Raw genomic sequence first — 23,971 nt, 5'->3', positions numbered from 1 at the left:
ACGTCACCCGGAATAAAAAGCGGCGCGCAGCCCGAATCGCCGCACGCCCATTCCGAATAGTACCGCGTCAACTACTCTGACATTGCGCGCTGTGCAAGGGGGCAGTGGCGTTTCAGCCCGCCCAAACCGGTTTAACTGAATGCACCCAAGATCAGTTGCAATCCGCCGCGAATGCCCAGATCAACCAACGCAAAGAACACGGCAGTCAGCGCCGCCATGATGAACACCATGACCGTGGTCAGCAGCACCTCACGCCGGGTCGGCCAGACGACCTTTGCAACTTCGGCGCGGACTTGCTGAATGAACTGGATCGGATTCATAGTTGCCATTTGGCTTGGTTCTCTCTGCTAGCGGATGAGCCGGACATAACCGGGCATTGCGGCAATTTCAAGAGCGCTTGATTGCCACGTGTCAGGGCTTGGGCTTGTCGTCCCATTCATCGCTCAGGATGCGCCGAGAGTCACCCTCGGGGTCGTCATATTGGTTCGAGCGGACAGTATACACAAAGGCCACAAGTCCAACCCCGCCCAAAAACAGGGAAATCGGAATCAGATAAGCCAAAACTTCCATAGCAGCTACCTCAGACGCAGGGCGTTCAGGGACACGGTAATGGACGAGGTCGACATCGCCAGCGCCGCAATCAAGGGCGTGGCCAGACCGGCCACCGCCAGCGGCACCGCGATGATATTGTAAACGGTGGCAATACGAAAGTTCTCGCGAATCCGTTTGGTCGCCTTCACGGCCGTATCACAGGCATCGGCAATTGGGGCCAGATCATTACCCAACAGCACGATATCCGAGGCCACCCGCGCCGCGTCCAGCGCCGATGCGGGCGAGATCGACACATGCGCCGCTGCCAGCGCGGCGGTATCGTTCAGACCGTCACCGACCATTAGAACATGTCGGCCCTGATCGCTCAGCTCCTGCACTCGGGCGGCTTTTTCTTGCGGCAAAGCCTGCGCGACCCAGTGTTCGATCCCCAACTTTTCAGCCAGCGCCTGAACCGCGCCTTCTGTGTCACCCGAAATCAGGATGACCTCTTTGCCTGCGTCGCGGAAGGCTTGAACCGCCTCGGCCGCGCCGGGGCGCAGACTGTCCGAATACTGGAAGCACACAGGCGCCTGCCCTGCGACGGACAACCATGCTGCGGTCTGATCACCCTCTTGCGCACCCGTCCACGCTGCCCGGCCCAAACGCACGCGCTGATCTCGATAGGTGCCTTCGGTGCCGTAACCCGGAACTTCGGTGATATCTTTCAGACGGGCCGGTTTGACCCCCGCATCGCGTGCTGCGGTGGTCAATGCAACGGACAGCGGGTGCGAGGAGGCCTCGGACAGCGCCAAGGCCACTTCAAGATCAGCGCGGGCATGATCGCCCAGGTTGATCAGTTCGGGCGTGCCCGAGGTCAGCGTGCCGGTTTTGTCGAACACCACCGTATCCACCTCGGCCAGACGTTCCAGGGCGGTGGAATGTTTGATCAGCATCCCCTTGCGGAACAATCGCCCCGAGGCTGCCGTTGTCACCGCAGGCACCGCCAGACCCAACGCACAGGGGCAGGTGATGATCAACACCGCAGCTGCAATGTTCAGCGCGGTGCGGATATCGCCGGAATAGATGTACCAACCCAGAAAACTGAGCCCCGCAAGGATGTGTACACCCGGCGCATAAAGCTTGGCCGCCTTGTCCGCCAATGAGGTATAGCGCGACCGGCCCGATTCAGCGATGGCGACCAGATCGGCCATACGGTGCAGCGACGTATCCTCACCCACCGCTGTCGCCCGAATGGTCAGCGGGCCAGTCAGATTAACCTCACCAGCGCTGACTGCCATGCCCGCTTGCGCAAAAACAGGCAGGGTTTCCCCGGTCAACAGGGACCGATCAAGCTCTGACTGCCCTGACACAATTTCGCCATCCACCGGCATACGCCCACCGGGCCGGACAAGGATCAGATCGCCAACTGCAAGGGTGGCCACGGCCACTTCTTCCTCGACACCGTAGACCAGGCGGATGGCGCGCGGTACTTCTAGTGCGGTCAGTTCTTCGGCCGCGGATCGGGCGGCATCGCGGGTGCGGTAATCCAGATACCGCCCCGCCAGCAGGAAGAAGGTCAGCGTCAGCGCGGCATCGAAATAAGCGTGTTTGCCGCTGAGCGCGGTTTCCCAAAGCGATGTGATCAACGCCAACAGGATGGCTAAAACAATCGGAACATCCATGTTCAGGCGTTTGACCCGCAGGGCGCTCCAGGCGTTGGCAAAAAAAGGCTGCGCCGAAAAGGCTATGGCTGGCAACGCAATGGCCGCGGAAATCCAGTGGAACATATCGCGCGTGGCATCCGATGCGCCCGACCAGACCGACACCGACAGCAGCATCACGTTCATCGAAGCGAAACCGGCCACCGCCAGCCGCATCAACAGATCGCGACCGGCCTTATTGGCCTGCGTCGCTGACAACGAACCTGGGTCCAGCTCGTGCGCCTCATAGCCCGCCCGTTCCAACACAGGAATAAGATCGGCTGCACGCAGATCAGGCGACGCTTTGACCATCGCCCGCTTGAGTGTCAGGTTCACCCGCGCGTCCTCGACCCCCGGATAGGCGTTCAGTTCCCGTTCGACCGTGGCAATACAAGCCGAGCAATGAATGCCCGGCAACGATAACGCAATCTGAGCATCCTGTGGGATGGGCCGCGCCGGTTCCGCCGGGCTGGCGATACAACCGGGGCAGGCCGCAGTGCCGGATGTGAACTGCGTCGTCATCCCATCACCCTTTTACGTACAACGGCACACGCTGGGCAAACTCTGCACCCGCGCTATCCTTGGCAACCAGCCGTATGTTCCAGTTGCCTTTGCCCAACGATACCGGCGTTGCATAGGCCTGACCGTCAAAGATAAATTCGGGCGAGAAATCATCCTCGACATGGGTGGCGCGACCCACAACAGCCTGCAACTCGGCCACTTCGACCGGAGCTCCGGTTTTGTCAGTGATATGCAGGATCAACAAGCCGCCAGACATTTCGGCACGAATGGTCCAACCCAGCGCCTGATGTTCCTTCAGACGGTCGTTGAACTCCTGACTGGCGACATAAGAGTTTTTTACCTCAAGCCCCGGAAAGGTTTTGACCGCGCTATAGGCCAGTACGAGGTTTACGGCGATAATCACACCAAACGCGGCGACGAAAATGGCCAGAGCGTGCTTACCGGTAAATTGACGCTCGGCCATACTAGTTCCCTCGCCCGTTGAAAGTGGTGTCTTTATAGGCGCGTTCACCGCTTTCCAGATCCTCGACCCAGATGCGCACCGAGGTTGCATCCGCAGCCGCCGGCCCGGCGTCGCCCGCAGAAACGATGTAGACGCGGGTCAATTGTGCCGTATCTGCCGTGACATTGACAATCTCACCTTCGACGCCCTCGATCTGGATCTGCAAGGCCGGATCACCCGCGAGGGACAATTGGAACGCCCGGTCCTCGCCATGCTTGTTACGCAGGCGCACATCATAGGTATTGCGGATTGTTCCGTCGGACAAAGTGACAAATGTCGGGTTGCGCACGGGCGCCACGGTCAGATCAATATCGGACCGGATAAACAGTGCAAACAACAGCGCAAGGCCAACCAGGGTCCACAAAGCCGTATACAGGATCGTCCGCGGACGCAGGATGTGTTTCCAGACGTTGATGGGTTGCTCGCCTGCCCGTTCATGAGCTTCGTCGCTCAGCGCCATATAGTCGATCAGGCCACGCGGCTTGCCGATCTTGGCCATCATGTCATCGCAAGCGTCGATGCACAGCGCGCAGGTGATGCATTCCATCTGCTGCCCGTCGCGAATGTCGATCCCAACCGGGCAAACATTCACGCAAGCCATGCAGTCGATGCAGTCGCCCAGCTCGGAATCGGTAGTACGCTTACCCTTGCCGCGCGGTTCGCCCCGCCATTCGCGGTACCCGACGACCAGAGTGTCCTCATCCATCATAGCGGCCTGAATACGCGGCCACGGGCAAGCATAAATGCAAATCTGCTCGCGGGCGAAGCCGCCGAAAAAGAACGTCGTACCTGTTAAGATCAGGACCGTTGTATAGGCAACCGGATGAGCGTTTCCAGTGACCAGATCCCGCATCAGCGTAGGGGCATCGGCAAAATAGAACACCCAGGCCCCGCCGGTTGCCAGACCGATCAGAAACCACGCCGTCCATTTCGTGATACGCAGGCGCGCCTTGCGGAAATCCAGCTTTTCCTGCCGGTGCAGTCGCAAACGGGCGTTGCGATCGCCTTCGATCCAGCGCTCGACCAGAATGAACAGGTCCGTCCACACCGTCTGCGGGCAGGCATAGCCGCACCACACGCGCCCCAGCGCAGAGGTAAACAGAAACAGGCCCAGACCGGCCATGATCAACAGGCCAGCCACGAAATAAAACTCATGCGGCCAGATTTCGATCCAGAAAAAATAAAAACGCCGGTTTGCCAGGTCCAGCAGCACCGCCTGATCCGGCAGGCTGGGGCCGCGGTCCCATCTGATCCAGGGCGTTACATAATAGATGCCAAGCGTAACCGCGAGGATGATCCATTTCAGGTTTCGAAATGGCCCGGACACGCGCCGGGGAAAGATCGGCTCCCTTGCAGCGTAAAGGCTGGGGGCAGGGTCGGAATCGCTCACAAGCAGGCTCCAGATGTGGCTGTCTTTTAGGCGTCTTTTTCCAGATCACAAAAGCAGTCACTTTGACATGGGTCAAAAGCGCATCGCGCAGACACCTTTTGTCACACCATACCAGCTTGCCGCCTGAGCCAGCTAACAAAAATTTTGACAGCCGGGCGCAGTGGCGCATCCCCTGTCACAATGTGGTATCCACGCGCGCCAGGTTCGCGAAACAACTCGATGATGCGACCCGCCTGAATATCAGCTTCGACAAAATGTCGCGCCGTGAATGTCACACCCTGACCAGCGCGCAGCCCCTCAAGCACCAGATTGCCGGGCAACAAGATTCGCCCAGCCCGCGGGCCGTGTTCAACCCCGCGGCGGGCCAGCCACGATGTTGCCTCTGTAGTTCCAAGCTCTTCCAACCAAGGCAGTTGGCTAAGCTCATCCGGCGTAATGGTTTCCCGGCCTCCCAGTAGCGACGGCGCAGCAACTATCACGACCGGACTTTGCAACAGAGGCTCTGCATTCACCCCCTGCCAGGATCCATCCCCGTATCGGATCGCCACATCCACACCACCCGGACGCAGACTGGCAAGGTCAGGCGAAGGGTCCAGTGCCAGGGGTATATCAGGATACTCGGCCTGAAACGCCGGCAAGCGGGGCATCAGCCAGGACGCGGCAAAAGATGCCGTCAAGGATACATGAACCGGGCGATCTTCGGCGATATGCGTCAGATCCGCTACGGCTGCCCCGATCGCGCCAAAACCCAGATGTAAGGCGCGGGCCAGCTTTTCACCCTCGACCGTCAACGTCATGGACTTACCGCTGCGGTCCAGCAGGGTCACCCCAAGGTGTTTTTCCAATGCGCGCAATTGCTGACTGATGGCAGCGTGGCTGACATTTAACAGGACCCCGGCCTGCACCACATTTCCTGCTTCCGCAAAGGCATGAAAAGCCTTCAGCGATGCAAGGGGTGGCATTGTCATCCAGTTCATATGTAAGCCTAGATTACATTATCCAATGGCAATTGAGTCGCATATTCCTCGCAAAACATCAATCCTGAGTGCAATCAGACCCAACTTAAGGAGAGATCAGATGCTATCGATTCTTGCACGTACATTCATGGTCGCCACCCACACGGATGGGCTAACGACACCGCAAAACCGCGAACACCGCCCCGAGGACAATTGGTGGAAGAGAACCACGCGCGTCACACGTTCCCGTGCGAAATGACGGGCCCTCTGGACCCGATCAAAACAGAGAACTAATCTGAACTTGTAGCACCGGCTGTTCAGGAAACGCGCGAACAGATGGAACAGCCGGTGCCTAACCTTCGGGCGGCGAACCGTCCGAAGGTATTCTTTTGCCGTTACTGACCGCCACCCAATTGGTGGACATAAGCTGTGACCGCGCGAATCTGCGCGTCGGTCAGACGGTTTTCCCAGGATGGCATCACGCCAAAGCGGCTGTTGGTGACCGTTTCGGTCAAAGCCTCTTCGCTGCCGCCATAAAGCCAGATTGCATCGGTCAGGTTCGGTGCGCCCTGAGTGATATCACCGGTGCCGTCTTCGCCATGACATGCTGCGCAGTTGTCCTCGAAAACAACTTTGCCCGCCTGCGCCGCCGCATCATCAGTCTGAGCGTTGGTCAGCGACATGACATACTGCACCACCTGAGTGATTTCGTCCTGTTCCAGAACCTCGCCAAAGGCCGGCATCTCAGAATAGCGCGCATCGTCGCTTTCTTCGTTGCGAATACCATAGGCAACGGTCATCTCGATATCCTCAAGCGACCCTCCCCACAGCCAGGCATCGTCCAGCAAGTTCGGGAAACCCGGCGCACCCTGCGCCCCCGAGCCGTGACACTGCGCACACCAGGTACGGAACACCGCACCGCCTGCGTTCACCGCGTATTGCTGCAACTCGGCATCTTTCGAGATATCCTCCAGCGGCGTTTCAATCAGCTTGGTGTTCCACGGCGCATTGGCCTCCTCGAACGAGATCATCTCTTCCTGCACAAGTGCTCGGGAAGACCATCCCATGACACCAGCCGTTGCAGACCGAACCAACGGCCAAGCCGGATACATGATCGTATAGATCACGCCCCAAACAATGGTTGCGTACAAGACCCACAGCCACCAGCGCGGCATCGGATTGTCAAATTCCTCAATTCCGTCCCAGCTGTGGCCGGTGGTATTCGGATCACCCGGCTGTTTTTCAGGTGTTTTGCTCATTTCCTCGCCTCCTTGACTTCGGCGGGTTTATCTTGATGCCGGAAAGGGATGTTGGCGGTATCCTTGTATTCTTTGCTGGCACCGGGGCGGAAAACCCAGATCACGATGCCTACAAAGAAGGCAAACAGCACAAGTAACATCCAGCTATCCGCGAACTGCCGTAAGAGAGTATATTCTTCCATCACACCCTCCTGTTATCGGCTAGCGTCCGGGGTGAAGGTCGAGAAATCAACCAACGTGCCCAGCATCTGAAGGTAAGCAACGAGCGCATCCATCTCGGTCAACTCAGATTGACCATCGAAATTGCGGACATTGACCTTGTCGCCATAGCGTTCCAGCAATCCGTCATAGTCGCTGTCCGGATCCGCCTGTGCCCGAAAATCCGCCTGTGCCTGCTCGAGCATCTCGTCTGTGTACGGCGTACCGACCACAGAGTTGGCAGCCATGACATCACCGATGTACTTACCGTCGATCTTCCGATGCTCGAGGAAGCCATATTTCGGCATCACCGATTCAGGCACAACCGATTGCGGATCACGCAGGTGGTCCACCTGCCACTGGTCCGAATAACGGCCACCGACACGAGCGATATCTGGCCCGGTACGCTTGGAGCCCCACTGGAATGGGTGATCATACATCGATTCAGCCGCCAGCGAGTAGTGACCATAGCGCTCAACCTCGTCCCGCATCGGGCGGATCATCTGACTGTGGCAGACATAGCACCCTTCGCGGATGTAGATGTCACGCCCGGCCAATTCGAGGGGGGTGTATGGGCGCATGCCCTCTACCTTCTCGATGGTGTTCTCAAGATAGAACAGCGGGGTGATTTGTACGATGCCACCGATGGTCACGACCAGAAAGCTGAAGATCAGCAGGAGGGTCGCGTTGGTCTCGAGGATCTTATGTTTGTCGAGAATTGCCATTGCTCCGGCCCTCCTTATTCAGCCGGGACCGCGACGGACAGGCTGGCCTCTTTGGCCGGCGCTTTCCGCACAGTCATCCACAGGTTGTAGCACATGATCAGCGAGCCAGCGACGAACATCACGCCACCCAAAGCACGCACCACATACATCGGGAACTTGGCAGCCACGGTGTCGGCGAACGAGTTCACCAGGAAGCCGTTGGCATCCACTTCACGCCACATCAGACCTTCCATGATGCCGGTGACCCACATCGACGCGGCGTAAAGCACGATGCCGATGGTCGCGAGCCAGAAGTGCCAGCTGACCATCTGCAGCGAATACAGACGCTCACGCTTCCACAGGACAGGCACCAAGAAGTACAGCGCACCAAAAGTGATCATGCCGTTCCAGCCCAGCGCGCCCGAATGCACGTGACCGATGGTCCAGTCGGTGTAGTGCGACAGCGAGTTCACCGCACGGATCGACATCATCGGGCCTTCAAAGGTGGACATTCCATAGAAGCCGACCGAGATCACCATCATCCGAATAACCGGATCAGTGCGCAGCTTGTCCCATGCACCCGACAGGGTCATCAGACCGTTGATCATTCCACCCCATGACGGCATCCACAGCACGATCGAGAACACCATGCCCAGCGTCGAAGCCCAGTCAGGCAACGCGGTATAATGCAGGTGGTGCGGACCAGCCCAGATATACAGGAAGATCAGAGCCCAGAAGTGGATGATCGACAGTTTATAGCTGAATACCGGACGCTCGGCTTGTTTCGGGATGAAGTAATACATCATGCCCAGGAAACCCGCGGTCAGGAAGAAACCCACAGCGTTGTGGCCGTACCACCACTGGATCATGGCATCCTGCACACCAGACCAGACGATAACCGATTTCGAGCCCCAGATGCTGACCGGGATGGTCATGTTGTTGACCAGATGCAGCATGGCGACAGTCACGATGAACGCCAGATAGAACCAGTTCGCCACATAGATGTGGGGTTCCTTCCGCCTGACGATCGTTCCAAGGAAAACGGCCAGATAGGCAACCCACACAATGGTCAGCCAAAGGTCAACATACCATTCAGGCTCGGCATATTCTTTGGACTGAGTGCCACCCAGAACGTAGCCGGTCGCTGCCAGTACAATGAACAGCTGATAGCCCCAGAACACAAACCACGCCAGATTGCCGCCCCAAAGGCGCGCGGCGCTGGTGCGCTGTACCACATAGAACGAGGTTGCGATCAAGGCGTTACCGCCAAAGGCAAAGATCACCGCCGATGTGTGCAGCGGACGCAAACGACCAAAGTTCAGATAGCCCTGCGCCCATTCGAAGTTCAGCGCTGGAAAGGCCAGCTGAAACGCGATGAAAGTCCCTGCAAGGAACCCGACCACGCCCCAAAAGGCAGTTGCGATCACGCCATAGCGGATCACGCCATCCATGTATTCACCCGAACGGTCTACAAGAATATCTGGCTCGTCGGTGTTTCTAAGCGTCCAGATGAACAAACCACCGGCGATCAGCATCACCAGAATCGAATGCACCTGATACGCCAAATCGCGTGCATAGTTGGACCCGATCGCAGTGAACACCACAACCAGACCAAGCACGATCAGCTTGATGTAATTTGACATATTGCGTCCCTTTGCCATGCCCCACGTGATTCTTGTATATCGCAGGACCCTTTTGACTGGTTGCCGTTTTGTCGAACGGCGGCCAGAATTACTTTGATCTGTGTCAAGACAATACACTGATTTCTGTGACAATCGTAAACTGACAACTGGGCCATAGGGCCGCAGGTACATGAGCCTGAAAGACAAGAGGTCAAAATGGCATACAAATCTCTTCTCACGGTGATGACAGACACGAACCACAGTGACGCGCCTCTGGCCCAGATGGCCGCTCTGACTGCTTCGCAAGACGCGCATGCCGAGGCTTTGTGTCTGGGCGTCGACCGCAGCCAGACGGGATATTACTACGCCGGCGCAAACGCCCTGATACTTCAGGAAACACTGAGCCGCGCGAATGCCGAAGCCGAAGAGGTACTGGCCTATGCCAAAGACTATCTGGGCAAGACTGGAATCCGCTGGTCCGCCGAAAGCGGTGTTGCCCAGATCTCGGATATCGGGCGCCACGTGGCGCACCGCGCGCGGTTTTCCGATCTTGTCATTCTCCCGCAACCTTACGGACCTGACCGCGACGCCGAGGCCGAACCCATTGTCGAAGCTGCCATGTTCGAAGGTCACGCGCCTGTTCTAGTCGTTCCTGACGATGCAACCCCGTTCGCACGACCGGGCAACATCCTGATCGGCTGGAACGAGAGCGTCGAGGCCATGCGGGCCATCCGCCGCGCCCTGCCGTTTCTGACGCAAGCCGATCTGGTGCGCATCGTCGTGATTGATCCGCCGCGCCACGGCCCCGACCGCTCGGACCCTGGTGGGATGCTGTCGCAGATGCTGGCCCGCCATGGCGTGAAATGCGAAATCGACGTGCTGAGCAAGACCATGACGCGGGTATCCGATATCCTGAACCGCCACGCCGCAGATACCGAGGCAGACATGATCGTGATGGGGGCCTATGGGCACTCGCGGTTCCGCGAAGCCATTTTGGGCGGCGCGACACGGAACATGTTGGAACAAGCCACAGTACCGGTGTTCCTGGCTCACTAGTATAGGCCGTTACAGAAAACCGCCTCCTGGGGCGGTTTTTACTTTTTCACCAATCCGATCAGGAACAGCAGGATGATCGCGCCGATGGTGGCAAAGAAAATAGATGAAAAGACACCACCGCCCACAGCAAAACCCAGCGCGGGAAAGATCAGACCGGCCAGAAACGCGCCGACGATGCCGACGATGATATTGCCCATCAGGCCAAAGCCGCGGCCTTCCATGATCTTGCCCGACAGCCACCCGGCGATCGCGCCGATGAACAGCATCGCCAGAATGCTACTGAATCCCATGACTTACTCCTGAGGTCTGCTTCAAATGACCCCAGTTAAACATGGCCAGCCGATCCAGTCACGCTGCAAGCGTGTCAGACCAGAAAACCTCCATCCGAGTCGTCGCCTGCCTCTTCCATCAGGCGGCCCATATCCGGAATCGTCACGTGGCGTTTGCCTTCCAACGTGATGACCTGATCCTTTTTCAGGGCCGAGATCTGCCGACTGACTGTTTCCAGCGTCAGCCCAAGGTAGTCCGCCATCGCCTCGCGGGTTAGCGGAAGGTCAAACACGATCGGCCCCGTGTTTCCCTTTTGATTGATCGACGCATCGCGCCGGGCGATAATCGACAGCAGGCTGGCAATCTTTTCTCGCGCAGTCTTGCGCCCCAGCACCAACATCCACTCGCGCGCGGCGTCCAGCTCGTCCAGCGTCATTTGCAACAGCCGGTGTGCAATATGCGGGGTATTGCTCATCAAGTCTTCGAACGGCTTCTTGCGAAAACAACACATGACCAGATCGGTTGTTGCCAGCACATCATATGGCGCAGAATCGCGGCCTGGCCGCCCGACGAAATCACTGGGCAGCAAAAGGCCGACCATTTGGGTGCGACCGTCTTCCATTGTCTGGGTCAGCGAGGCGATGCCTGACACGACAGAGCCCACAAAATTCATCTGATCCCCCGACCAGATGATCGTCTGACCCGCCTCAAAACTGCGATAGTATTTAATGCCTTCAAGCTCTACCAGCTCGTTCGCATCACAGTGGGCGCATACTGCACGATGCCGGATGGGGCAATCTCCGCAGTTTGTATGGTCGAATTTGAGTATCGGTGTCATGCACGTTTCCACTTGATCTCGGTCAAAGCATCTAGACGGTCCGTCCCTTAAAGCTATCGCCATGATAGTGAAACCACAATTGGCCAAGCTTGGACTATTTGACGCGAAAGTCCCGCGTTATACAAGCTATCCCACCGCCCCCCACTTCAGCAATGACGTGGGGTCAAGCCTTTATTCCGACTGGATTTCCGGCCTGAAGCCGGGCAGCGAGGTGTCGTTGTACATCCATGTCCCGTTCTGCCGCAGGCTGTGCTGGTTCTGCGCCTGCCGCACGCAGGGCACGCAAACCGACAACCCGGTGATTGCCTATGTGGACGTTCTGAAAGCCGAGCTTGACCTGCTGGCTGAACGCCTGCCCGAGGGAATTACCCTGTCGCGCCTGCATTGGGGTGGCGGCACGCCAACCCTGTTGAACCCCGATCTGATGCGGGATCTGGCCGCGCGGATTCTGGATGTCGTACCGCTGGGCCCGAATGCCGAGTTCTCGGTCGAGATCGACCCGAACGAGATTGATGAGGCCCGTCTGGACGCATTGGCCGAGGCCGGGATGAACCGCGCCTCAATCGGGGTGCAGGATTTCGACGACGAAATTCAGAAGACCATCGGGCGTATCCAAAGCTATGACGTCACACGCAAAGCCGTGGACATGATCCGCGCCCGTGGTATCAGCAGCCTGAATGCGGATATCCTGTATGGCCTGCCGCACCAGACCAAATCGCGGATGACGGAAAGCGTGCAGAAACTTCTGTCGCTCAGCCCGGATCGTGTCGCGCTATACGGTTATGCCCATGTGCCATGGATGGCCAAGCGGCAGCAACTGATCCCCTCAGATGCCCTGCCGACCCCCGAAGAACGTCTTGATCTGTTCGACACCGCCCGCCGCCTGTTCATGTGGGATGACTATGCCGAGATCGGCATTGACCATTTCGCCACGCAGGATGACGGCCTGACCCATGCGCTGAAGGCCGGGCAGCTAAAGCGGAACTTCCAGGGCTATACCGACGATCAGGCCGAGGTTCTGATCGGGGTTGGTGCCAGCTCTATCTCGCGCTTTCCGCAAGGCTATGCCCAGAATGCGCCCGCAACATCTGCCCATACCAAGGCGATTCGCGAAGGGCGGTTCTCGACCTCACGCGGGCACTTGTTCAAAGGGCAGGACGTTCTGCGCGCCCGGCTGATCGAAGCGCTGATGTGCGATTTCCAGATCAATACAGCCGAGATTCTGCGCAATCACGACATCACCGGGCCAGAGTTGCAGGCTATATATCAGGCTGCCAATACAGCCTTTGACGGCCTGCTGCGGATCACCGAAGATGGCTTGTTCATCCCGCCCGAGGCCCGGCCGCTGACCCGCATGATTGCCCGCAGCTTTGACGCCTATGACCTGAGCTTGGCCGGCCACAGTTCGGCAATCTGACATCAAGGCAGGTCAGGGCTTGACGCGGCGGGTCGGTTTTTTCCACACTTGCAGGGCGGGCGGAACCCGCCCGCACCCGAGGCAGGCCCAATACCAGACAGTTCGCGCCAACGCATTTGCGTAAGGCTATCCCTTTCGTGCAGCCGATCTGCAATTTGAAAGAGGGACAGCACCCATGCGCGTTTTCACCGTCCTCGGCCCCAGCCAATCGGGCAAAACCACTCTGGTCGAGGCCATCAGCCGCCTCGACGGCCGGTCCACCACATTCGACGTATCCGGAACCGTGCATTTGCACGGTTTTTCTTATTTAGACGAACCCTGGTGCGCCATTGATGTCGATGGCGGCGGCGATAATCTGGCCTATGTCGGCCCTGCCATGGCAATCTCGGACGCCGCCGTGGTGGTCGTGCCGCCCGACCCACTGGCTGCCGTTCTGTGCGCCCCATATCTGCGACTGGTCGAAGAGGCTGGCATTCCCTGCTTCCTGTTCATCAACCGTATGGACAACCCCAATGGCCGGATTCGCGACATCATTGCGGCGTTGCAGACCTATTGCACCCACCACATCGCTCTGCGTCAGGTGCCGATCCGCGAGGGCGACACGATCGTCGGTGCGGTTGATCTGATCTCGGAGCGGGCCTGGAAATATCAGGAGGGCCAGCCCTCGGCCCTGATCGAATTGCCGCAATCGGTCGAGGACCGCGAGCAGGAGGCCCGCACGGAATTGTTGGAAACTTTGTCAGATTTCGACGACAACTTGCTTGAGCAACTGATCGAAGACAAGCAACCGCCCAGCGCCGAGGTTTACGATCTGGCCGCACAAGTGCTGCAGAACCACCAGCTGATACCCGCCTGTTTGGGCGCAGCCAGCCATGGAAACGGGCTGACTCGTTTGATGAAAGCCTTGCGGCACGAGGCCCCGGAGTTTGACATAGCCGCCGGGCGCGACGAAGCGGCAGAAAACGCCCGCGCGATCGCTGGCTTCGCGGATGTAAAAAAACATATCGGCAAGATCGTCGTTCTGCGCGGGCTGGGCGCAGGTGTGAAAGCGCATGAGAATCTGGGCGGCGAAACCGTCGGCAACCTGACTACGCTGGACGCCAAGACGCAGATTGCCGAGCTACCAGCTGGGCAAATTGGGCTCGCCGTGAAATCCGATCATCTAAATCCCGGCAATCTCTATGACAGTTCTTCGGCGACCCCTCTGCCCGAATGGGCCGCCTCCCACCCGGCAGCGCATCGTCAGATCGTGTCGCCCACCCATGAGCGAGACGACGTGCGCCTGTCTAACGCACTGACCCGACTGGTCGAGATCGACCCCGGCCTGCATTTGGAACAGGACGAACTTAGCGGTCATGCAATTCTGGGTTCACAAGGTCCGCAACACATGCGTCGTGTCACCGCCAAACTAGATGAGGATTTCGGGATCGAGATTACTGCCGACGCGGTCGAGACCGCTTATCGCGAAACCATTCGCGCACCCGTCGAACACCGTCACCGCCACCGCAAACAATCTGGTGGGGCTGGACAGTTCGCAGACGTAGTAATCTCGGTTGCGCCAATGCCGCGGGGTTCGGGGTTCCAGTTCGAGGAAATCGTAAAAGGTGGCGCGGTGCCCAAGAACTATATTCCATCGGTCGAACACGGCGCCAAGGATGCGTTGGTGCAGGGGCCCGAGGGCTTTCCGGTGGTTGATGTGAAAGTCACGCTTAGCGATGGCAAGCACCACAACGTGGACAGCTCGGACTATGCCTTCCGTACCGCGGGCAAGAATGCTGTGCGTGAGGCCCTGCCACAGGCCAAACCGGTGGTCCTGCAGCCGATCCTGAGTGCCGAAATCCACCTGCCGTCGGATTTTGTAGGCGATCTGGTTCCGACCATAAGTTCGCTGCAAGGCCAGGTTCTGGGCTTTGAAGGCAATCCCAACGCCTCAGGCTGGGAGATCTTCAACGCCCAATTGCCCGCCGTGGCCGAGGACGAGTTGCACCGAACCCTCGCCAGTGCCACACGCGGCACCGGTTGGGTCAAGCTGAGCTTTGATCACTATGAAGAGCTGCGCGGACCACTTCCGAAAAGTGCAGCGCGCGAGGCCGCCAACGCACAGTGAAATTCTCAGAAAACCTCTGACCGGCACCCCGGTCAGAGAATACACAGGAGGGCCGCCCCGCATTACAGGTTTGTTATTTAAAGAGGAGCCGCAGTTATGGCGTATTCAACAACCGTCCTGACGACATTTGTAGTCGCGGCCATATTTCTGGCTGCCGGGGAAAGCCTTGCCAAGGGGAAACCCAAAGGCGCAAAACGCACTGACCCACAAACGATAGCTCAGCTCTATTCCGGCAAGACAACAAATTGGAGACTTGGAGGGTCGTTCTATTGGGCTCCTAACGGCACCTTACAGGGGATCGGACAAAAAGAAGGCGCCGTTGGCATTGGGCGATGGTACGTCACAAACAGAGGTAAACTGTGTAACGAGACTGACTGGTACTGGTTCGAAAACGGGGTGAGGCAATACAAACGTTTCGAAGAATGTTGGGAGTTTGTGACAGCCCCGGACGGAACAATCTGGGAGAGGTTTGTCCCTGAGAAGTCAAACTGGTATCGCCACAGTATCCGTTCGCAAGTCAGAGGCAACCCGCACCAGAGAAAGTTCAACAAATTGAAGAAAGATCTGGGTCTATAACCCTTTGCCGCGCGGGTAGGTACTCACCCTACCCCGCTGCCGCAATCAGTTCACGGGTATAATCTGTCTGAGCATTTTCGAACAAATCTTCGGCCGCACCCATTTCGATGACATCTCCGTTCCGCATGACAATCACCTTGTGAGACATCGCCCGGACCACCTTCAGGTCGTGGCTGATGAACAGATAGGCCAGCCCGTATTTCCGCTGAAGATTGCGCAAAAGATCAACGATCTGCACCTGCACCGTCATGTCCAGCGCGCTGGTCGGTTCGTCCAGTACCAGTAGCTTGGGCCGCAACACCATGGCGCGCGCTATCGCGATACGCTGACGTTGTCCGCCCGAGAATTCATGCGGGTATCGGTCCATTGCCGCCGGGTCCAATCCCACTTCGGTCATCACCTCGGCCACCAATTCGCGCGGGGCACGGTGGGGGTCGACCTTATGGATCGCCAAGCCCTCGGCAATGATCTGCATGCAGGTCATCCGCGGGCTAAGGCTGCCAAACGGGTCCTGGAACACGATCTGCATGTCTTTGCGCAACCGCCGCAACTCTCGCGTGGACCAGCGGCGCACGTCCTGTTCGCGGAAAGTGATGGCGCCTTCGGACGCAATCAGGCGCATGATCGCCAGCGCCAGCGTCGTCTTACCAGACCCGCTTTCACCGACAATGCCCACCGTCTCGCCCGCACGCACGCTAAGCGTGGCGTCGTTCACTGCCTTCACATGGCCCACGGTCCGTTTCAAAAACCCGCGCTGGATCGGGAACCAGACCTTCAGGTGATCGGTACGGGCGACCTCTTCGGCCTCGGGGGCGACGGGGTCGGGATGGCCCGATGGCTCGGCCCCCAGCAGTTTCTGCGTATAGGGGTGCTGCGGGTTGTTGAAGATCTCGGCAGTGGCGCCGGTCTCGACGATCTCACCATCCTTCATCACGCAAACCCGGTCGGCGATGCGCCGCACAATGCCCAGATCATGGGTGATGAACAGCATCCCCATATTCTCAGACTTTTGCAGCTCGGCCAACAACTCCAGAATCTGCGCCTGAATGGTCACGTCCAGGGCAGTTGTCGGTTCATCCGCGATCAGAATGTCGGGCTTGTTGGCCAGCGCCATTGCGATCATGACCCGCTGCCTCTGCCCACCGGACAACTGGTGTGGATAGCTGTCCAACCGATCCTGTGGATCACGAATCCCCACCTTGGTCAGCAGTTCAACAATACGTGTGCGTGCCGCATCTCCGCTCAGACCCTGGTGCAGGGCCAGCGATTCTGCCATCTGCTTTTGGATGGTGTGCAGCGGGTTCAACGAGGTCATCGGCTCTTGAAAAATAAAGCTGATATCATTGCCGCGCACGTCCATCAGCTTGTCTTGCGTGGCGCCGATCATCTCATCACCGTCATAGGTGACCGAACCTTCGACGATAGCACTGTCCCCCAGCAACGACACGGTGGACAAAGCCGTAACCGACTTGCCTGATCCGGATTCCCCCACAAGTGCGACGGTTTCCCCCCGGTCCACAGTGAACGAAACACCTTTGACCGCCGCGCTCACCTGCCCGTCCTGCTTGAACGAGACCTTAAGGTTGTTCACATCCAAAAGGCTCATGAGAAGGTCTTTCTGGGGTCAAACGCATCGCGAACGCCTTCAAAGATGAAGACCAGTAGCGATAGCATGATGGCAAAAGTGAAGAACGCAGTGAAGGCCAGCCACGGCGCCTGCAGGTTTTGTTTCGCCTGCAACGTCAATTCCCCCAGCGACGGCGCCGAAGACGGCAAGCCAAAGCCCAAGAAATCCAGCGATGCCAATCCGCCAATGGTGCCAGTGACGATGAAGGGCATGAATGTCAGCGTCGCAACCATCGCGTTGGGCAGCATATGACGGAACATGATCGTCATGTTGCCCACGCCCAACGCCCGTGCCGCGCGGACATATTCCAGATTGCGCGCGCGCAGGAATTCGGCCCGGACAACGCCGACCAATCCGGTCCAACTGAACAGGATCATCAACGCCACCAGCAGCCAGAAACTTCGACCCAGAATGGCGAACATGATGATGATCACGTACAGCGATGGGGTGGCCGACCAGATCTCGATGATGCGCTGAAAGACCAAATCCAACCAGCCGCCGAAAAAGCCCTGAATGGCACCGGCGAAAATGCCAATCAGGCTGGCGGCCCCTGTGACCATCAATGTGAACAGGATCGACAAGCGGAAGCCATAGATTACCCGAGCCAACACATCGCGCTTGGTGTCATCGGTTCCCAACAGGTTCTGCCCATTGGGCGGCAGCGGTGCGGCCCCCGGACGATCCACACTGGTGTTGAAGGAATATGGAATCAGCGGCCAGATCGCCCAACCGCGTTCAAACCCCTCGGCCTGAAAGGTCCCGTCTTTTATTTCGTCAATGATCCCTTCGGGATCGTCGAAACATTCCTCAAGACCGCCGCTATCGATCAGGCATTTCACTTCGGGGTCGCGATAGATCGCCTCGGTCTGGAAATCACCACCGAACTGGGTTTCTGCATAGAAGTTGAAGATCGGCGTATAAAACTCGCCCCGATATTTCACCAGGATCGGCTTGTCGTTCGCGATGAACTCGGCAAACAGCGAGATACCGAACAGTACCGAGAAGATGATCAGCGACCAAAAAGCCCGGCCATTGCGCCGGAAATTACGCCACCGGCGCTGATTGAGGGGGGAAAGCGCCATTTACCCCTCCCGCTTTTCGAAATCGATGCGCGGGTCGACCAGCACATACATCAAATCGCTGACGATACCGACGACAAGACCCATCAGGCCAAAGATGAACAGCGTGCCAAAGATCACCGGGTAGTCGCGGGCGACAGCTGCCTCGAACCCCAGACGGCCCAGACCATCGAGTGAGAAGATTGTCTCGATGATGATCGAACTTCCGAAGAAGACGCCAATGAACACTGCCGGGAAGCCTGCAATCACGATCAGCATGGCATTGCGGAACACGTGGCCATACAGCACCCTGCCCTCACTCAGACCTTTTGCGCGGGCAGTCATGACATATTGCTTTTTGATCTCATCCAGAAACGAGTTTTTGGTAAGCAGCGTCAGCGTCGCAAAGGCGGAAATCGTCAGGGCAATGACCGGCAGTGTGATGTGCCAGAAATAGTCCGCGATCTTGCCAATCAGGCTGAGGCTGTCCCAATTGTCAGATGTCAGCCCCCGCAGCGGGAAGATTTGCCAGTAGGACCCACCGGCAAACAGCACCAACAGCAGGATCGCAAACAGGAACCCGGGAATGGCATAAGCCACAATGATGGTGCCGCTGGTCCAGGTATCGAACTTTGAACCATCCTTGACCGCCTTGCGAATACCCAGCGGGATCGACACCAGATAGGCAATCAATGTGGACCACAGGCCCAGCGAGATCGAAACGGGCATTTTTTCCAGCACTAGATCAATCACGCTGATCGAGCGAAAATAACTCTCGCCGAAATCCAACGTCATGTAGTTGCCCAACATGTCAAGGAACCGTTCGACCGGAGGTTTGTCGAATCCAAATTCCTTTTCCAACTCTTCGATAAATTCGGGCGGCAGTCCGCGCGCGCCGATATAGCGGTCATTCACGCTGCTGGTTTGCTGCTCGATATCGCTGCCGCCGCCTGCGATGCCTTCGAACACGTCACCGCCCCCTTGCATCTGGGCGATCATCTGTTCAATCGGACCACCGGGGACAAACTGAACCAGCGTGAAATTGACGATCATGATCCCAAGCAATGTGGGGATGACCAGCAACAGGCGTCTTAGAATATATGCTCCCATGGGGGCGGATTACCTCAACGCGCCCGAGGATTTCAACTCGGCTTCTTTCTCGGCGTTGATCCACCACAGGTCTTCCACGCCCAACGCATAGGGTGGCAGGTTTTGCGGGTATTCGTACATGTCCCAATACGCGACCCAATATTTGCCCAGATACCATGTCGGAACCATGATCCGCTTGGCCCGCAGAACACGGTCCAACGCGCGGACATTGGCGAAAAGCTCCTCGCTTTCGGTGGCGGCAACGATGTTGTCGATCAATGGTTCAATATCGGGACCATGCGCACCCGACGGGTTGAATACGGAATACGAGGCCGCCTCGGTCCCGAATTGCTGATACAGGCCAGTCGAAGGCTGCAGTGATTTCGGATACCCGCCGACGATCATGTCAAAATCCCGATCCCGGCGGCGCAGCGTGAACTGGGCATTGTCCACCCGGTTATACAGCGCGTCGATACCCATTGCCCGCAGGTTGTCGACAAAGGGCTGAACAATGCGGTCCAGCGTCGGCTGGTCCGACAAAAACTCGATCGACAACACTTCGCCCTTGTCGTTCCGGCGAATGCCGTCATCACCAACCAGCCAACCGGCCTCGTCCAACAGCTTCATCGCCGCGCGCAGGTTGCGACGGTCGTTCTGACGCGCCGGGCGCGATTCATGGGCGCTGACCGGTTCCTCGGTCAGAACGTCCGGGTCCAACGCATCGCCGAGGCTTTGCAGCACCTCCAATTCACGCCCTTCGGGCAGGCCAGTCGCCTCAAGGTGCGTGCCTTCCCAGAAAGAACTACGCTGTTGGAACAACCCGTACTGCAGGCTTTCGTTGGTCCATTCGAAATTATAACCGAGCTGGATGGCTTCGCGAACACGCGGATCCTGCAACTGTGGGCGATCAAGATTCATGATGAAGCCCGACGCAGATGGCACGTTTCCATTCGCCAACTCGTCCCGAATGACTGAGCCGTTCGCAATGGCCGGAAAATCATAGGCGGTCGCCCAGCTTTTCGAGTTGTTTTCCTGCCGCAACGTGAACGTACCTGCCTTGAATCCCTCCATCGCGGCAATCGAGTCACTGAAATACTCGATCCTGATGGTGTCATAGTTGTTGCGACCCACGTTTACGTTGACGTGATCGCCCCAATAATCGGGGTTGCGCTTGTAAATGATGCGCCGGTTGATGTCATAGCTGTCCAGAACATAGGGGGCCGATCCAACCCCCTGAACCAAACGCGGTTCATCCAGACGCCGGTTTTCCGGGTCTGCTTCGAACCAGGCTTTGGAAAACACCGGCGTTCCGCCCACTTGCGAGATCAATGCCCGGCGCGAGATATCCGGTGCGAAATAGAATTTGACCCTGTGTTCATCCAGTGCCTCGGCGCGTGGGATACGTTTGCGCACCGCATCTGCATAAGATTTCAGCCCCTGATCCAGCAGCAGATTGTGGGAAAACACAACATCCTCGGCTGTCACGGGGCTGCCGTCTGAAAACCGGGCCTCGGGCCGCATGTTGAAAATAACCCAATCCTGACTTTCGGGGTATTCCAGGCTTTCGGCCAGCAACCCGTAATAGGCTGCGGGCTCATCATAGGATGGTATCAGCAGGGTTTCATATTGGTCAGCAGACCGCGCGCCTGCGCGCCCTTTCCGCGTAAACGGGTTCAAACTAGAGAACGTGCCTTGCGCGGCATAAGATAGCTCTCCCCCGCGCGGAGCGTCGGGGTTCACATAGTCGAAATGAGCGAAACCTTCGGGGTATTTCAGATCGCCGAATTCCGAGAATCCGTGGCTTTTGATTATCTTTTCTTCCGCAAAAAGCTGCGCCGAGGTCAGCATGACCACAATCAACCCGAACATCAAAGCGTGCGACCAACCCTTAATATCCACCGAGCGCGCCTGTGCAGTAAGTCGATTGGATATCATTTTGCTCATCCTCTGGGTCGTTGTGTCTTTTATCTTGTTCGCGCCAGCTAAATGACCAGCACTGTCAGGTTCAAGTTTAGAATGCGTGAACACTTTGTGAAGTTTTTCTTAGGCAAAAAAAAGCCGCTGCGCGAGGCAGCGGCTTAGAAAATCATGCTTTGATCAAACGATCAATTGCCGATGGTCTGCAGATACGCGATCAGATCGGCGCGCTCTTGCGGTTTCTTGAGGCCTGCAAAGCTCATCGAAGTACCCGAGATGTAAGCACTTGGGCGCTCGAGGAACGCATCCAGCGCTTCGGGAGTCCAATTGCCGCCATGGGCCTGCATCGAGGCTGAATAGCCGGTGAAGCCGTTGGCTGATGCAACCGGGCGATCTACGACACCGTACAAGTAGGGGCCGGTACCGTTTGCGCCGTCCTCCAGCTTGTGGCAGGCGGTGCATTTACGGAAGACACGGGCGCCTTTTTCCGGATCGGCGGCGGCCAGCATATCTTCGAAGACCACCTCTTCACCGTCGGCGCTTTCACCAGCGCTTTCGGTTTCGATAATGTAAGAGGCTGTCTCGCCATGCCCATCCGCATGGTAAAGAACTTCGGCACCCCATTTGGCCAGAAGAAGCACCAGGAAGGTGCCAAATAGGCCTGCGGCGGCCTTGGTAACTGTCATCGTGTCGAACATTGATCGCGAGTCCATTTCAGCTGTCTGCGGGGTGTCTAAGGCTTCCCCTTGCAAGAGGCAAGGTATAGACACCGCGACTAAACGCCCAATTGTAGAACTTGTTGCACGGAATCGACCAAATGAGCAATCGTATCGCATTTCAGGGAGAACCAGGCGCCTATAGCCACGAGGCCTGCCGCAATGCGCGCCCCGATATGGAGGCCCTGCCCTGCCGTACTTTCGAAGATGTGATCGAATCGGTTCGGTCAGGCGAAGCTGATCTGGCGATGCTCCCGGTCGAAAACACCACCTATGGCCGGGTGGCCGATATTCACCGCCTGCTGCCCCATAGTGGGCTGCACATCATTGATGAGGCCTTCGTACGCGTGCATATCAATCTGCTAGCCGTCCCCGGGGCAACGCTTGAAGATATCACCGAGGCGCATTCGCATTTGGTTCTACTGCCGCAATGCGCAGGCTTTCTGAAAGAACACGACATTCGCGGCCGCGTCAGCCCCGACAACGCGCGCGCCGCGCGTGAGGTCTCGGAGCAAGGTGATTTGCATTCTGCGGCACTGGCCAGTGAGCTGGCGGGCGAAATCTATGGGCTGAACGTGCTGGCCCGTCACATCGAAGATCAGGACAACAACACCACGCGGTTCCTGGTTATGTCGCGGCAGGCGGACATGTCCCGACGCGGCCCGCATGGCATGATCACCAGCTTCGTGTTTCAGGTGCGCAACATTCCGGCTGCGCTGTACAAAGCGATGGGCGGCTTTGCCACCAACGGTATCAACATGACAAAGCTGGAAAGCTATATGGTCGACGGGTCATTCACTGCGACCCAGTTTTATGCCGATATCGTCGGGCACCCCGAAGACCGCAACGTGCAGCTGGCCATGGAAGAGCTGGAGCATTTCACCACCAATGTCGAAGTACTGGGCGTCTACCCGGCAGCGCATTCGCGCGGGTAAGCGCCTGGTTTCATCCAACTGTGTAGGCTTTGCACACAGCCCCTTCGTGTGATCTGTAATCGATAAACCCCATTGCGGCGTAATAGGCCAAACCTTCGGCGTTACTCGCCGCAATGGTGGCGTCGATGGCGGGAATGCCCTGCTCTGTGGCAACCTTCAATGTCGCCTGAAACAAGGCCCGCCCCACCCCGCAACGCGCGGCCGAGGGTCGAATGTGGGTACCGATGATTCCCCAGCCGACTTGTACTCCGTAAGGATTGGCTGCGACCGCCCGTTTCATGGACTGGAACCCCAAAAGTCGGGTTTCGCTGAGTGCCAAGACACATGTCAACTGATCCGGGTGCCCGACATAGTTCGTCAGTACAAAGCCCGGGTCACTCGGTCTTGTGCGTTTTCCGGCAGCAGTGATTTCATGCAACACGTCTGAAATGCCTTGGACGTCGTCCAAACCGGCCTGTCGGATGATCAGATTGTCCATTTGCCTCCTGTCAGGAACCGTGCAGATGGCGTTCTTCCATCTCGCGCGCGAACTCGCTGAGCCGCAGTTGGAATTGTCGTCGGAACCGCGACTGGCCCAGTCTCAGTGACTGCAGCAACAACCGGGCCGGCAGAGTTTTCGCCGCCAGCGCCATCTCGACACTCAAGCGGGTGCGGCGCTGCGACAAGGCCAGAAACTCGACAGTTGTTGTCCCGTTCATGCCCTTGCTTGCTGCCTGAAACCGCATCAAGGCAGGCGGATCGCATTCAGCCATCTCAACCGCAACATGGCGGGGCTTGCCACGCAGGTTGAACTCGGTTTCCCACTGCGTACCGGGCACAACACCCATATGACCCGACATGCGCCTTACTTCGATCCCCCGGCGCATGGCCATGCGTTCGAACCGCTCAAAGTCAGCGACCATTTCGAATACCGCATTGATCGGGGCTTCGATATCTTCGCGTGCTGTAAACTGCATGATGGTTCGTGGGTCTCTTGTCTAT

25 protein-coding genes are annotated in these 23,971 nt (G+C 57.8%); 6 read left to right on the top strand and 19 right to left on the bottom strand.

The annotated features are described in order from the left end of the window. Positions 1–131: 131 nt before the first annotated feature. From secE to ACR0JB_RS16200, 6 genes are all read right to left on the bottom strand, one after another. Complete coding sequence (gene secE, locus ACR0JB_RS16225; protein ID WP_170350969.1) at positions 132–329, bottom strand: preprotein translocase subunit SecE; 198 nt, start codon at positions 327–329, stop codon at positions 132–134. A gap of 82 nt (positions 330–411) precedes the next feature. Continuing rightward, positions 412–570 carry a cbb3-type cytochrome oxidase assembly protein CcoS gene (gene ccoS / locus ACR0JB_RS16220; protein ID WP_170350970.1) on the bottom strand — a complete coding sequence of 53 codons (159 nt, stop codon included), beginning with the start codon at positions 568–570 and terminating at the stop codon, positions 412–414. 5 nt (positions 571–575) lie between these two features. Further along, a complete protein-coding gene (locus ACR0JB_RS16215; protein ID WP_170398393.1) occupies positions 576–2,753 on the bottom strand; it encodes a cation-translocating P-type ATPase in 2,178 nt (725 codons plus the stop codon). 4 nt (positions 2,754–2,757) lie between these two features. Then, a complete protein-coding gene (locus ACR0JB_RS16210; RefSeq protein WP_170350972.1) occupies positions 2,758–3,216 on the bottom strand; it encodes a FixH family protein in 459 nt (152 codons plus the stop codon). A gap of 1 nt (position 3,217) precedes the next feature. Next, positions 3,218–4,645: a cytochrome c oxidase accessory protein CcoG gene (gene ccoG, locus ACR0JB_RS16205; protein WP_170506659.1), complete on the bottom strand. Its 1,428-nt coding sequence runs from the start codon at positions 4,643–4,645 to the stop codon at positions 3,218–3,220. A gap of 101 nt (positions 4,646–4,746) precedes the next feature. Further along, positions 4,747–5,622, bottom strand: coding sequence for a LysR family transcriptional regulator (locus ACR0JB_RS16200; RefSeq protein ID WP_170398384.1), 876 nt, complete (start codon positions 5,620–5,622; stop codon positions 4,747–4,749). A gap of 100 nt (positions 5,623–5,722) precedes the next feature. Here ACR0JB_RS16200 and ACR0JB_RS16195 point away from each other — a divergent pair, with 100 nt between their 5' ends. Next, on the top strand, positions 5,723–5,860 hold the full coding sequence (locus ACR0JB_RS16195) for a hypothetical protein (RefSeq protein ID WP_170398381.1): 138 nt from the start codon (positions 5,723–5,725) through the stop codon (positions 5,858–5,860). 136 nt (positions 5,861–5,996) lie between these two features. On the opposite strand, the gene ccoP is transcribed toward ACR0JB_RS16195, so the two are convergent. The 4 genes from ccoP to ccoN are packed head-to-tail and all read right to left on the bottom strand — an operon-like array spanning position 5,997 to position 9,405. Then, the gene (gene ccoP, locus ACR0JB_RS16190; RefSeq protein ID WP_170398379.1) at positions 5,997–6,860 is read right to left on the bottom strand and encodes a cytochrome-c oxidase, cbb3-type subunit III; all 864 of its coding nucleotides are present in this window, start codon (positions 6,858–6,860) and stop codon (positions 5,997–5,999) included. Beyond that, on the bottom strand, positions 6,857–7,042 hold the full coding sequence (locus tag ACR0JB_RS16185; protein ID WP_170350977.1) for a cbb3-type cytochrome c oxidase subunit 3: 186 nt from the start codon (positions 7,040–7,042) through the stop codon (positions 6,857–6,859). Before ACR0JB_RS16185 ends, ccoP begins: the two co-directional genes overlap by 4 nt. Positions 7,043–7,054: 12 nt before the next feature. Further along, positions 7,055–7,783 (bottom strand): cytochrome-c oxidase, cbb3-type subunit II, encoded by a 729-nt coding sequence (gene ccoO, locus ACR0JB_RS16180; RefSeq protein WP_170350978.1) that lies wholly within the window; start codon positions 7,781–7,783, stop codon positions 7,055–7,057. Between the two features lie 14 nt (positions 7,784–7,797). After that, positions 7,798–9,405, bottom strand: coding sequence for a cytochrome-c oxidase, cbb3-type subunit I (gene ccoN / locus ACR0JB_RS16175; RefSeq protein WP_170398376.1), 1,608 nt, complete (start codon positions 9,403–9,405; stop codon positions 7,798–7,800). Positions 9,406–9,600: 195 nt separating this feature from the next. Between ccoN and ACR0JB_RS16170 the strand changes: the two genes are divergently transcribed. Further along, on the top strand, positions 9,601–10,440 hold the full coding sequence (locus tag ACR0JB_RS16170; RefSeq protein ID WP_170350980.1) for a universal stress protein: 840 nt from the start codon (positions 9,601–9,603) through the stop codon (positions 10,438–10,440). A 38-nt stretch (positions 10,441–10,478) separates the two neighbouring features. On the opposite strand, the gene ACR0JB_RS16165 is transcribed toward ACR0JB_RS16170, so the two are convergent. Further along, a complete protein-coding gene (locus tag ACR0JB_RS16165; RefSeq protein WP_170350981.1) occupies positions 10,479–10,730 on the bottom strand; it encodes a GlsB/YeaQ/YmgE family stress response membrane protein in 252 nt (83 codons plus the stop codon). Between the two features lie 74 nt (positions 10,731–10,804). Continuing rightward, the gene (gene fnrL, locus ACR0JB_RS16160) at positions 10,805–11,548 is read right to left on the bottom strand and encodes a transcriptional regulator FnrL (RefSeq protein ID WP_170350982.1); all 744 of its coding nucleotides are present in this window, start codon (positions 11,546–11,548) and stop codon (positions 10,805–10,807) included. 61 nt (positions 11,549–11,609) lie between these two features. Between fnrL and hemN the strand changes: the two genes are divergently transcribed. The 3 genes from hemN (at position 11,610) to ACR0JB_RS16145 (ending at position 15,648) form a co-directional block, all read left to right on the top strand. Beyond that, a complete protein-coding gene (gene hemN / locus ACR0JB_RS16155) occupies positions 11,610–12,965 on the top strand; it encodes an oxygen-independent coproporphyrinogen III oxidase (RefSeq protein ID WP_170398373.1) in 1,356 nt (451 codons plus the stop codon). Positions 12,966–13,140: 175 nt separating this feature from the next. Further along, complete coding sequence (locus ACR0JB_RS16150; RefSeq protein WP_170398370.1) at positions 13,141–15,072, top strand: elongation factor G; 1,932 nt, start codon at positions 13,141–13,143, stop codon at positions 15,070–15,072. A gap of 96 nt (positions 15,073–15,168) precedes the next feature. Further along, positions 15,169–15,648, top strand: a complete 480-nt coding sequence (locus ACR0JB_RS16145; RefSeq protein WP_170398366.1) for a DUF995 domain-containing protein — start codon at positions 15,169–15,171, stop codon at positions 15,646–15,648. Positions 15,649–15,676: 28 nt separating this feature from the next. Here the strand turns inward: ACR0JB_RS16145 and ACR0JB_RS16140 are convergent, their stop codons facing one another. From ACR0JB_RS16140 to ACR0JB_RS16120, 5 genes are all read right to left on the bottom strand, one after another. Next, a complete protein-coding gene (locus ACR0JB_RS16140; protein ID WP_170398364.1) occupies positions 15,677–17,254 on the bottom strand; it encodes an ABC transporter ATP-binding protein in 1,578 nt (525 codons plus the stop codon). Beyond that, on the bottom strand, positions 17,251–18,357 hold the full coding sequence (locus tag ACR0JB_RS16135; RefSeq protein WP_170506663.1) for an ABC transporter permease: 1,107 nt from the start codon (positions 18,355–18,357) through the stop codon (positions 17,251–17,253). The genes ACR0JB_RS16140 and ACR0JB_RS16135 overlap by 4 nt, the downstream gene beginning before the upstream one ends. Beyond that, a complete protein-coding gene (locus tag ACR0JB_RS16130) occupies positions 18,358–19,443 on the bottom strand; it encodes a microcin C ABC transporter permease YejB (RefSeq protein ID WP_170350988.1) in 1,086 nt (361 codons plus the stop codon). A 9-nt stretch (positions 19,444–19,452) separates the two neighbouring features. After that, positions 19,453–21,291, bottom strand: a complete 1,839-nt coding sequence (locus ACR0JB_RS16125; protein ID WP_437436469.1) for an extracellular solute-binding protein — start codon at positions 21,289–21,291, stop codon at positions 19,453–19,455. Positions 21,292–21,527: 236 nt separating this feature from the next. Further along, positions 21,528–22,037 carry a c-type cytochrome gene (locus tag ACR0JB_RS16120; protein ID WP_170351131.1) on the bottom strand — a complete coding sequence of 170 codons (510 nt, stop codon included), beginning with the start codon at positions 22,035–22,037 and terminating at the stop codon, positions 21,528–21,530. 119 nt (positions 22,038–22,156) lie between these two features. On the opposite strand from ACR0JB_RS16120, the gene ACR0JB_RS16115 reads away from it, so the two are divergent. Then, a complete protein-coding gene (locus ACR0JB_RS16115) occupies positions 22,157–22,990 on the top strand; it encodes a prephenate dehydratase (protein WP_170350990.1) in 834 nt (277 codons plus the stop codon). Positions 22,991–23,000: 10 nt separating this feature from the next. Here the strand turns inward: ACR0JB_RS16115 and ACR0JB_RS16110 are convergent, their stop codons facing one another. Together ACR0JB_RS16110 and ACR0JB_RS16105 are read right to left on the bottom strand one after the other, a co-directional pair. Then, a complete protein-coding gene (locus ACR0JB_RS16110) occupies positions 23,001–23,468 on the bottom strand; it encodes a GNAT family N-acetyltransferase (RefSeq protein ID WP_217355403.1) in 468 nt (155 codons plus the stop codon). Between the two features lie 10 nt (positions 23,469–23,478). Beyond that, positions 23,479–23,946, bottom strand: a complete 468-nt coding sequence (locus ACR0JB_RS16105; RefSeq protein WP_170398353.1) for an SRPBCC family protein — start codon at positions 23,944–23,946, stop codon at positions 23,479–23,481. Positions 23,947–23,971 lie beyond the last annotated feature (25 nt).

The organism is Ruegeria sp. BI7, assembly GCF_056537925.1.
The sequence above is the reverse complement of the archived record's forward strand: the minus strand, read 5'-3'. Positions and strand labels throughout refer to the sequence as shown.

What these genes read in the sequence shown, in the direction of transcription:
- secE (WP_170350969.1), bottom strand. Translation starts at nt 329, where the DNA reads ATGGCAACTATGAATCCGATCCAGTTCATTCAGCAAGTCCGCGCCGAA.
- ccoS (WP_170350970.1), bottom strand. Translation starts at nt 570, where the DNA reads ATGGAAGTTTTGGCTTATCTGATTCCGATTTCCCTGTTTTTGGGCGGG.
- ACR0JB_RS16215 (WP_170398393.1), bottom strand. Translation starts at nt 2,753, where the DNA reads ATGACGACGCAGTTCACATCCGGCACTGCGGCCTGCCCCGGTTGTATC.
- ACR0JB_RS16210 (WP_170350972.1), bottom strand. Translation starts at nt 3,216, where the DNA reads ATGGCCGAGCGTCAATTTACCGGTAAGCACGCTCTGGCCATTTTCGTC.
- ACR0JB_RS16200 (WP_170398384.1), bottom strand. Translation starts at nt 5,622, where the DNA reads ATGAACTGGATGACAATGCCACCCCTTGCATCGCTGAAGGCTTTTCAT.
- ACR0JB_RS16195 (WP_170398381.1), top strand. Translation starts at nt 5,723, where the DNA reads ATGCTATCGATTCTTGCACGTACATTCATGGTCGCCACCCACACGGAT.
- ccoP (WP_170398379.1), bottom strand. Translation starts at nt 6,860, where the DNA reads ATGAGCAAAACACCTGAAAAACAGCCGGGTGATCCGAATACCACCGGC.
- ACR0JB_RS16185 (WP_170350977.1), bottom strand. Translation starts at nt 7,042, where the DNA reads ATGGAAGAATATACTCTCTTACGGCAGTTCGCGGATAGCTGGATGTTA.
- ccoO (WP_170350978.1), bottom strand. Translation starts at nt 7,783, where the DNA reads ATGGCAATTCTCGACAAACATAAGATCCTCGAGACCAACGCGACCCTC.
- ccoN (WP_170398376.1), bottom strand. Translation starts at nt 9,405, where the DNA reads ATGTCAAATTACATCAAGCTGATCGTGCTTGGTCTGGTTGTGGTGTTC.
- ACR0JB_RS16170 (WP_170350980.1), top strand. Translation starts at nt 9,601, where the DNA reads ATGGCATACAAATCTCTTCTCACGGTGATGACAGACACGAACCACAGT.
- ACR0JB_RS16165 (WP_170350981.1), bottom strand. Translation starts at nt 10,730, where the DNA reads ATGGGATTCAGTAGCATTCTGGCGATGCTGTTCATCGGCGCGATCGCC.
- fnrL (WP_170350982.1), bottom strand. Translation starts at nt 11,548, where the DNA reads ATGACACCGATACTCAAATTCGACCATACAAACTGCGGAGATTGCCCC.
- hemN (WP_170398373.1), top strand. Translation starts at nt 11,610, where the DNA reads ATGATAGTGAAACCACAATTGGCCAAGCTTGGACTATTTGACGCGAAA.
- ACR0JB_RS16150 (WP_170398370.1), top strand. Translation starts at nt 13,141, where the DNA reads ATGCGCGTTTTCACCGTCCTCGGCCCCAGCCAATCGGGCAAAACCACT.
- ACR0JB_RS16145 (WP_170398366.1), top strand. Translation starts at nt 15,169, where the DNA reads ATGGCGTATTCAACAACCGTCCTGACGACATTTGTAGTCGCGGCCATA.
- ACR0JB_RS16140 (WP_170398364.1), bottom strand. Translation starts at nt 17,254, where the DNA reads ATGAGCCTTTTGGATGTGAACAACCTTAAGGTCTCGTTCAAGCAGGAC.
- ACR0JB_RS16135 (WP_170506663.1), bottom strand. Translation starts at nt 18,357, where the DNA reads ATGGCGCTTTCCCCCCTCAATCAGCGCCGGTGGCGTAATTTCCGGCGC.
- ACR0JB_RS16130 (WP_170350988.1), bottom strand. Translation starts at nt 19,443, where the DNA reads ATGGGAGCATATATTCTAAGACGCCTGTTGCTGGTCATCCCCACATTG.
- ACR0JB_RS16125 (WP_437436469.1), bottom strand. Translation starts at nt 21,291, where the DNA reads ATGTTCGGGTTGATTGTGGTCATGCTGACCTCGGCGCAGCTTTTTGCG.
- ACR0JB_RS16120 (WP_170351131.1), bottom strand. Translation starts at nt 22,037, where the DNA reads ATGTTCGACACGATGACAGTTACCAAGGCCGCCGCAGGCCTATTTGGC.
- ACR0JB_RS16115 (WP_170350990.1), top strand. Translation starts at nt 22,157, where the DNA reads ATGAGCAATCGTATCGCATTTCAGGGAGAACCAGGCGCCTATAGCCAC.
- ACR0JB_RS16110 (WP_217355403.1), bottom strand. Translation starts at nt 23,468, where the DNA reads ATGGACAATCTGATCATCCGACAGGCCGGTTTGGACGACGTCCAAGGC.
- ACR0JB_RS16105 (WP_170398353.1), bottom strand. Translation starts at nt 23,946, where the DNA reads ATGCAGTTTACAGCACGCGAAGATATCGAAGCCCCGATCAATGCGGTA.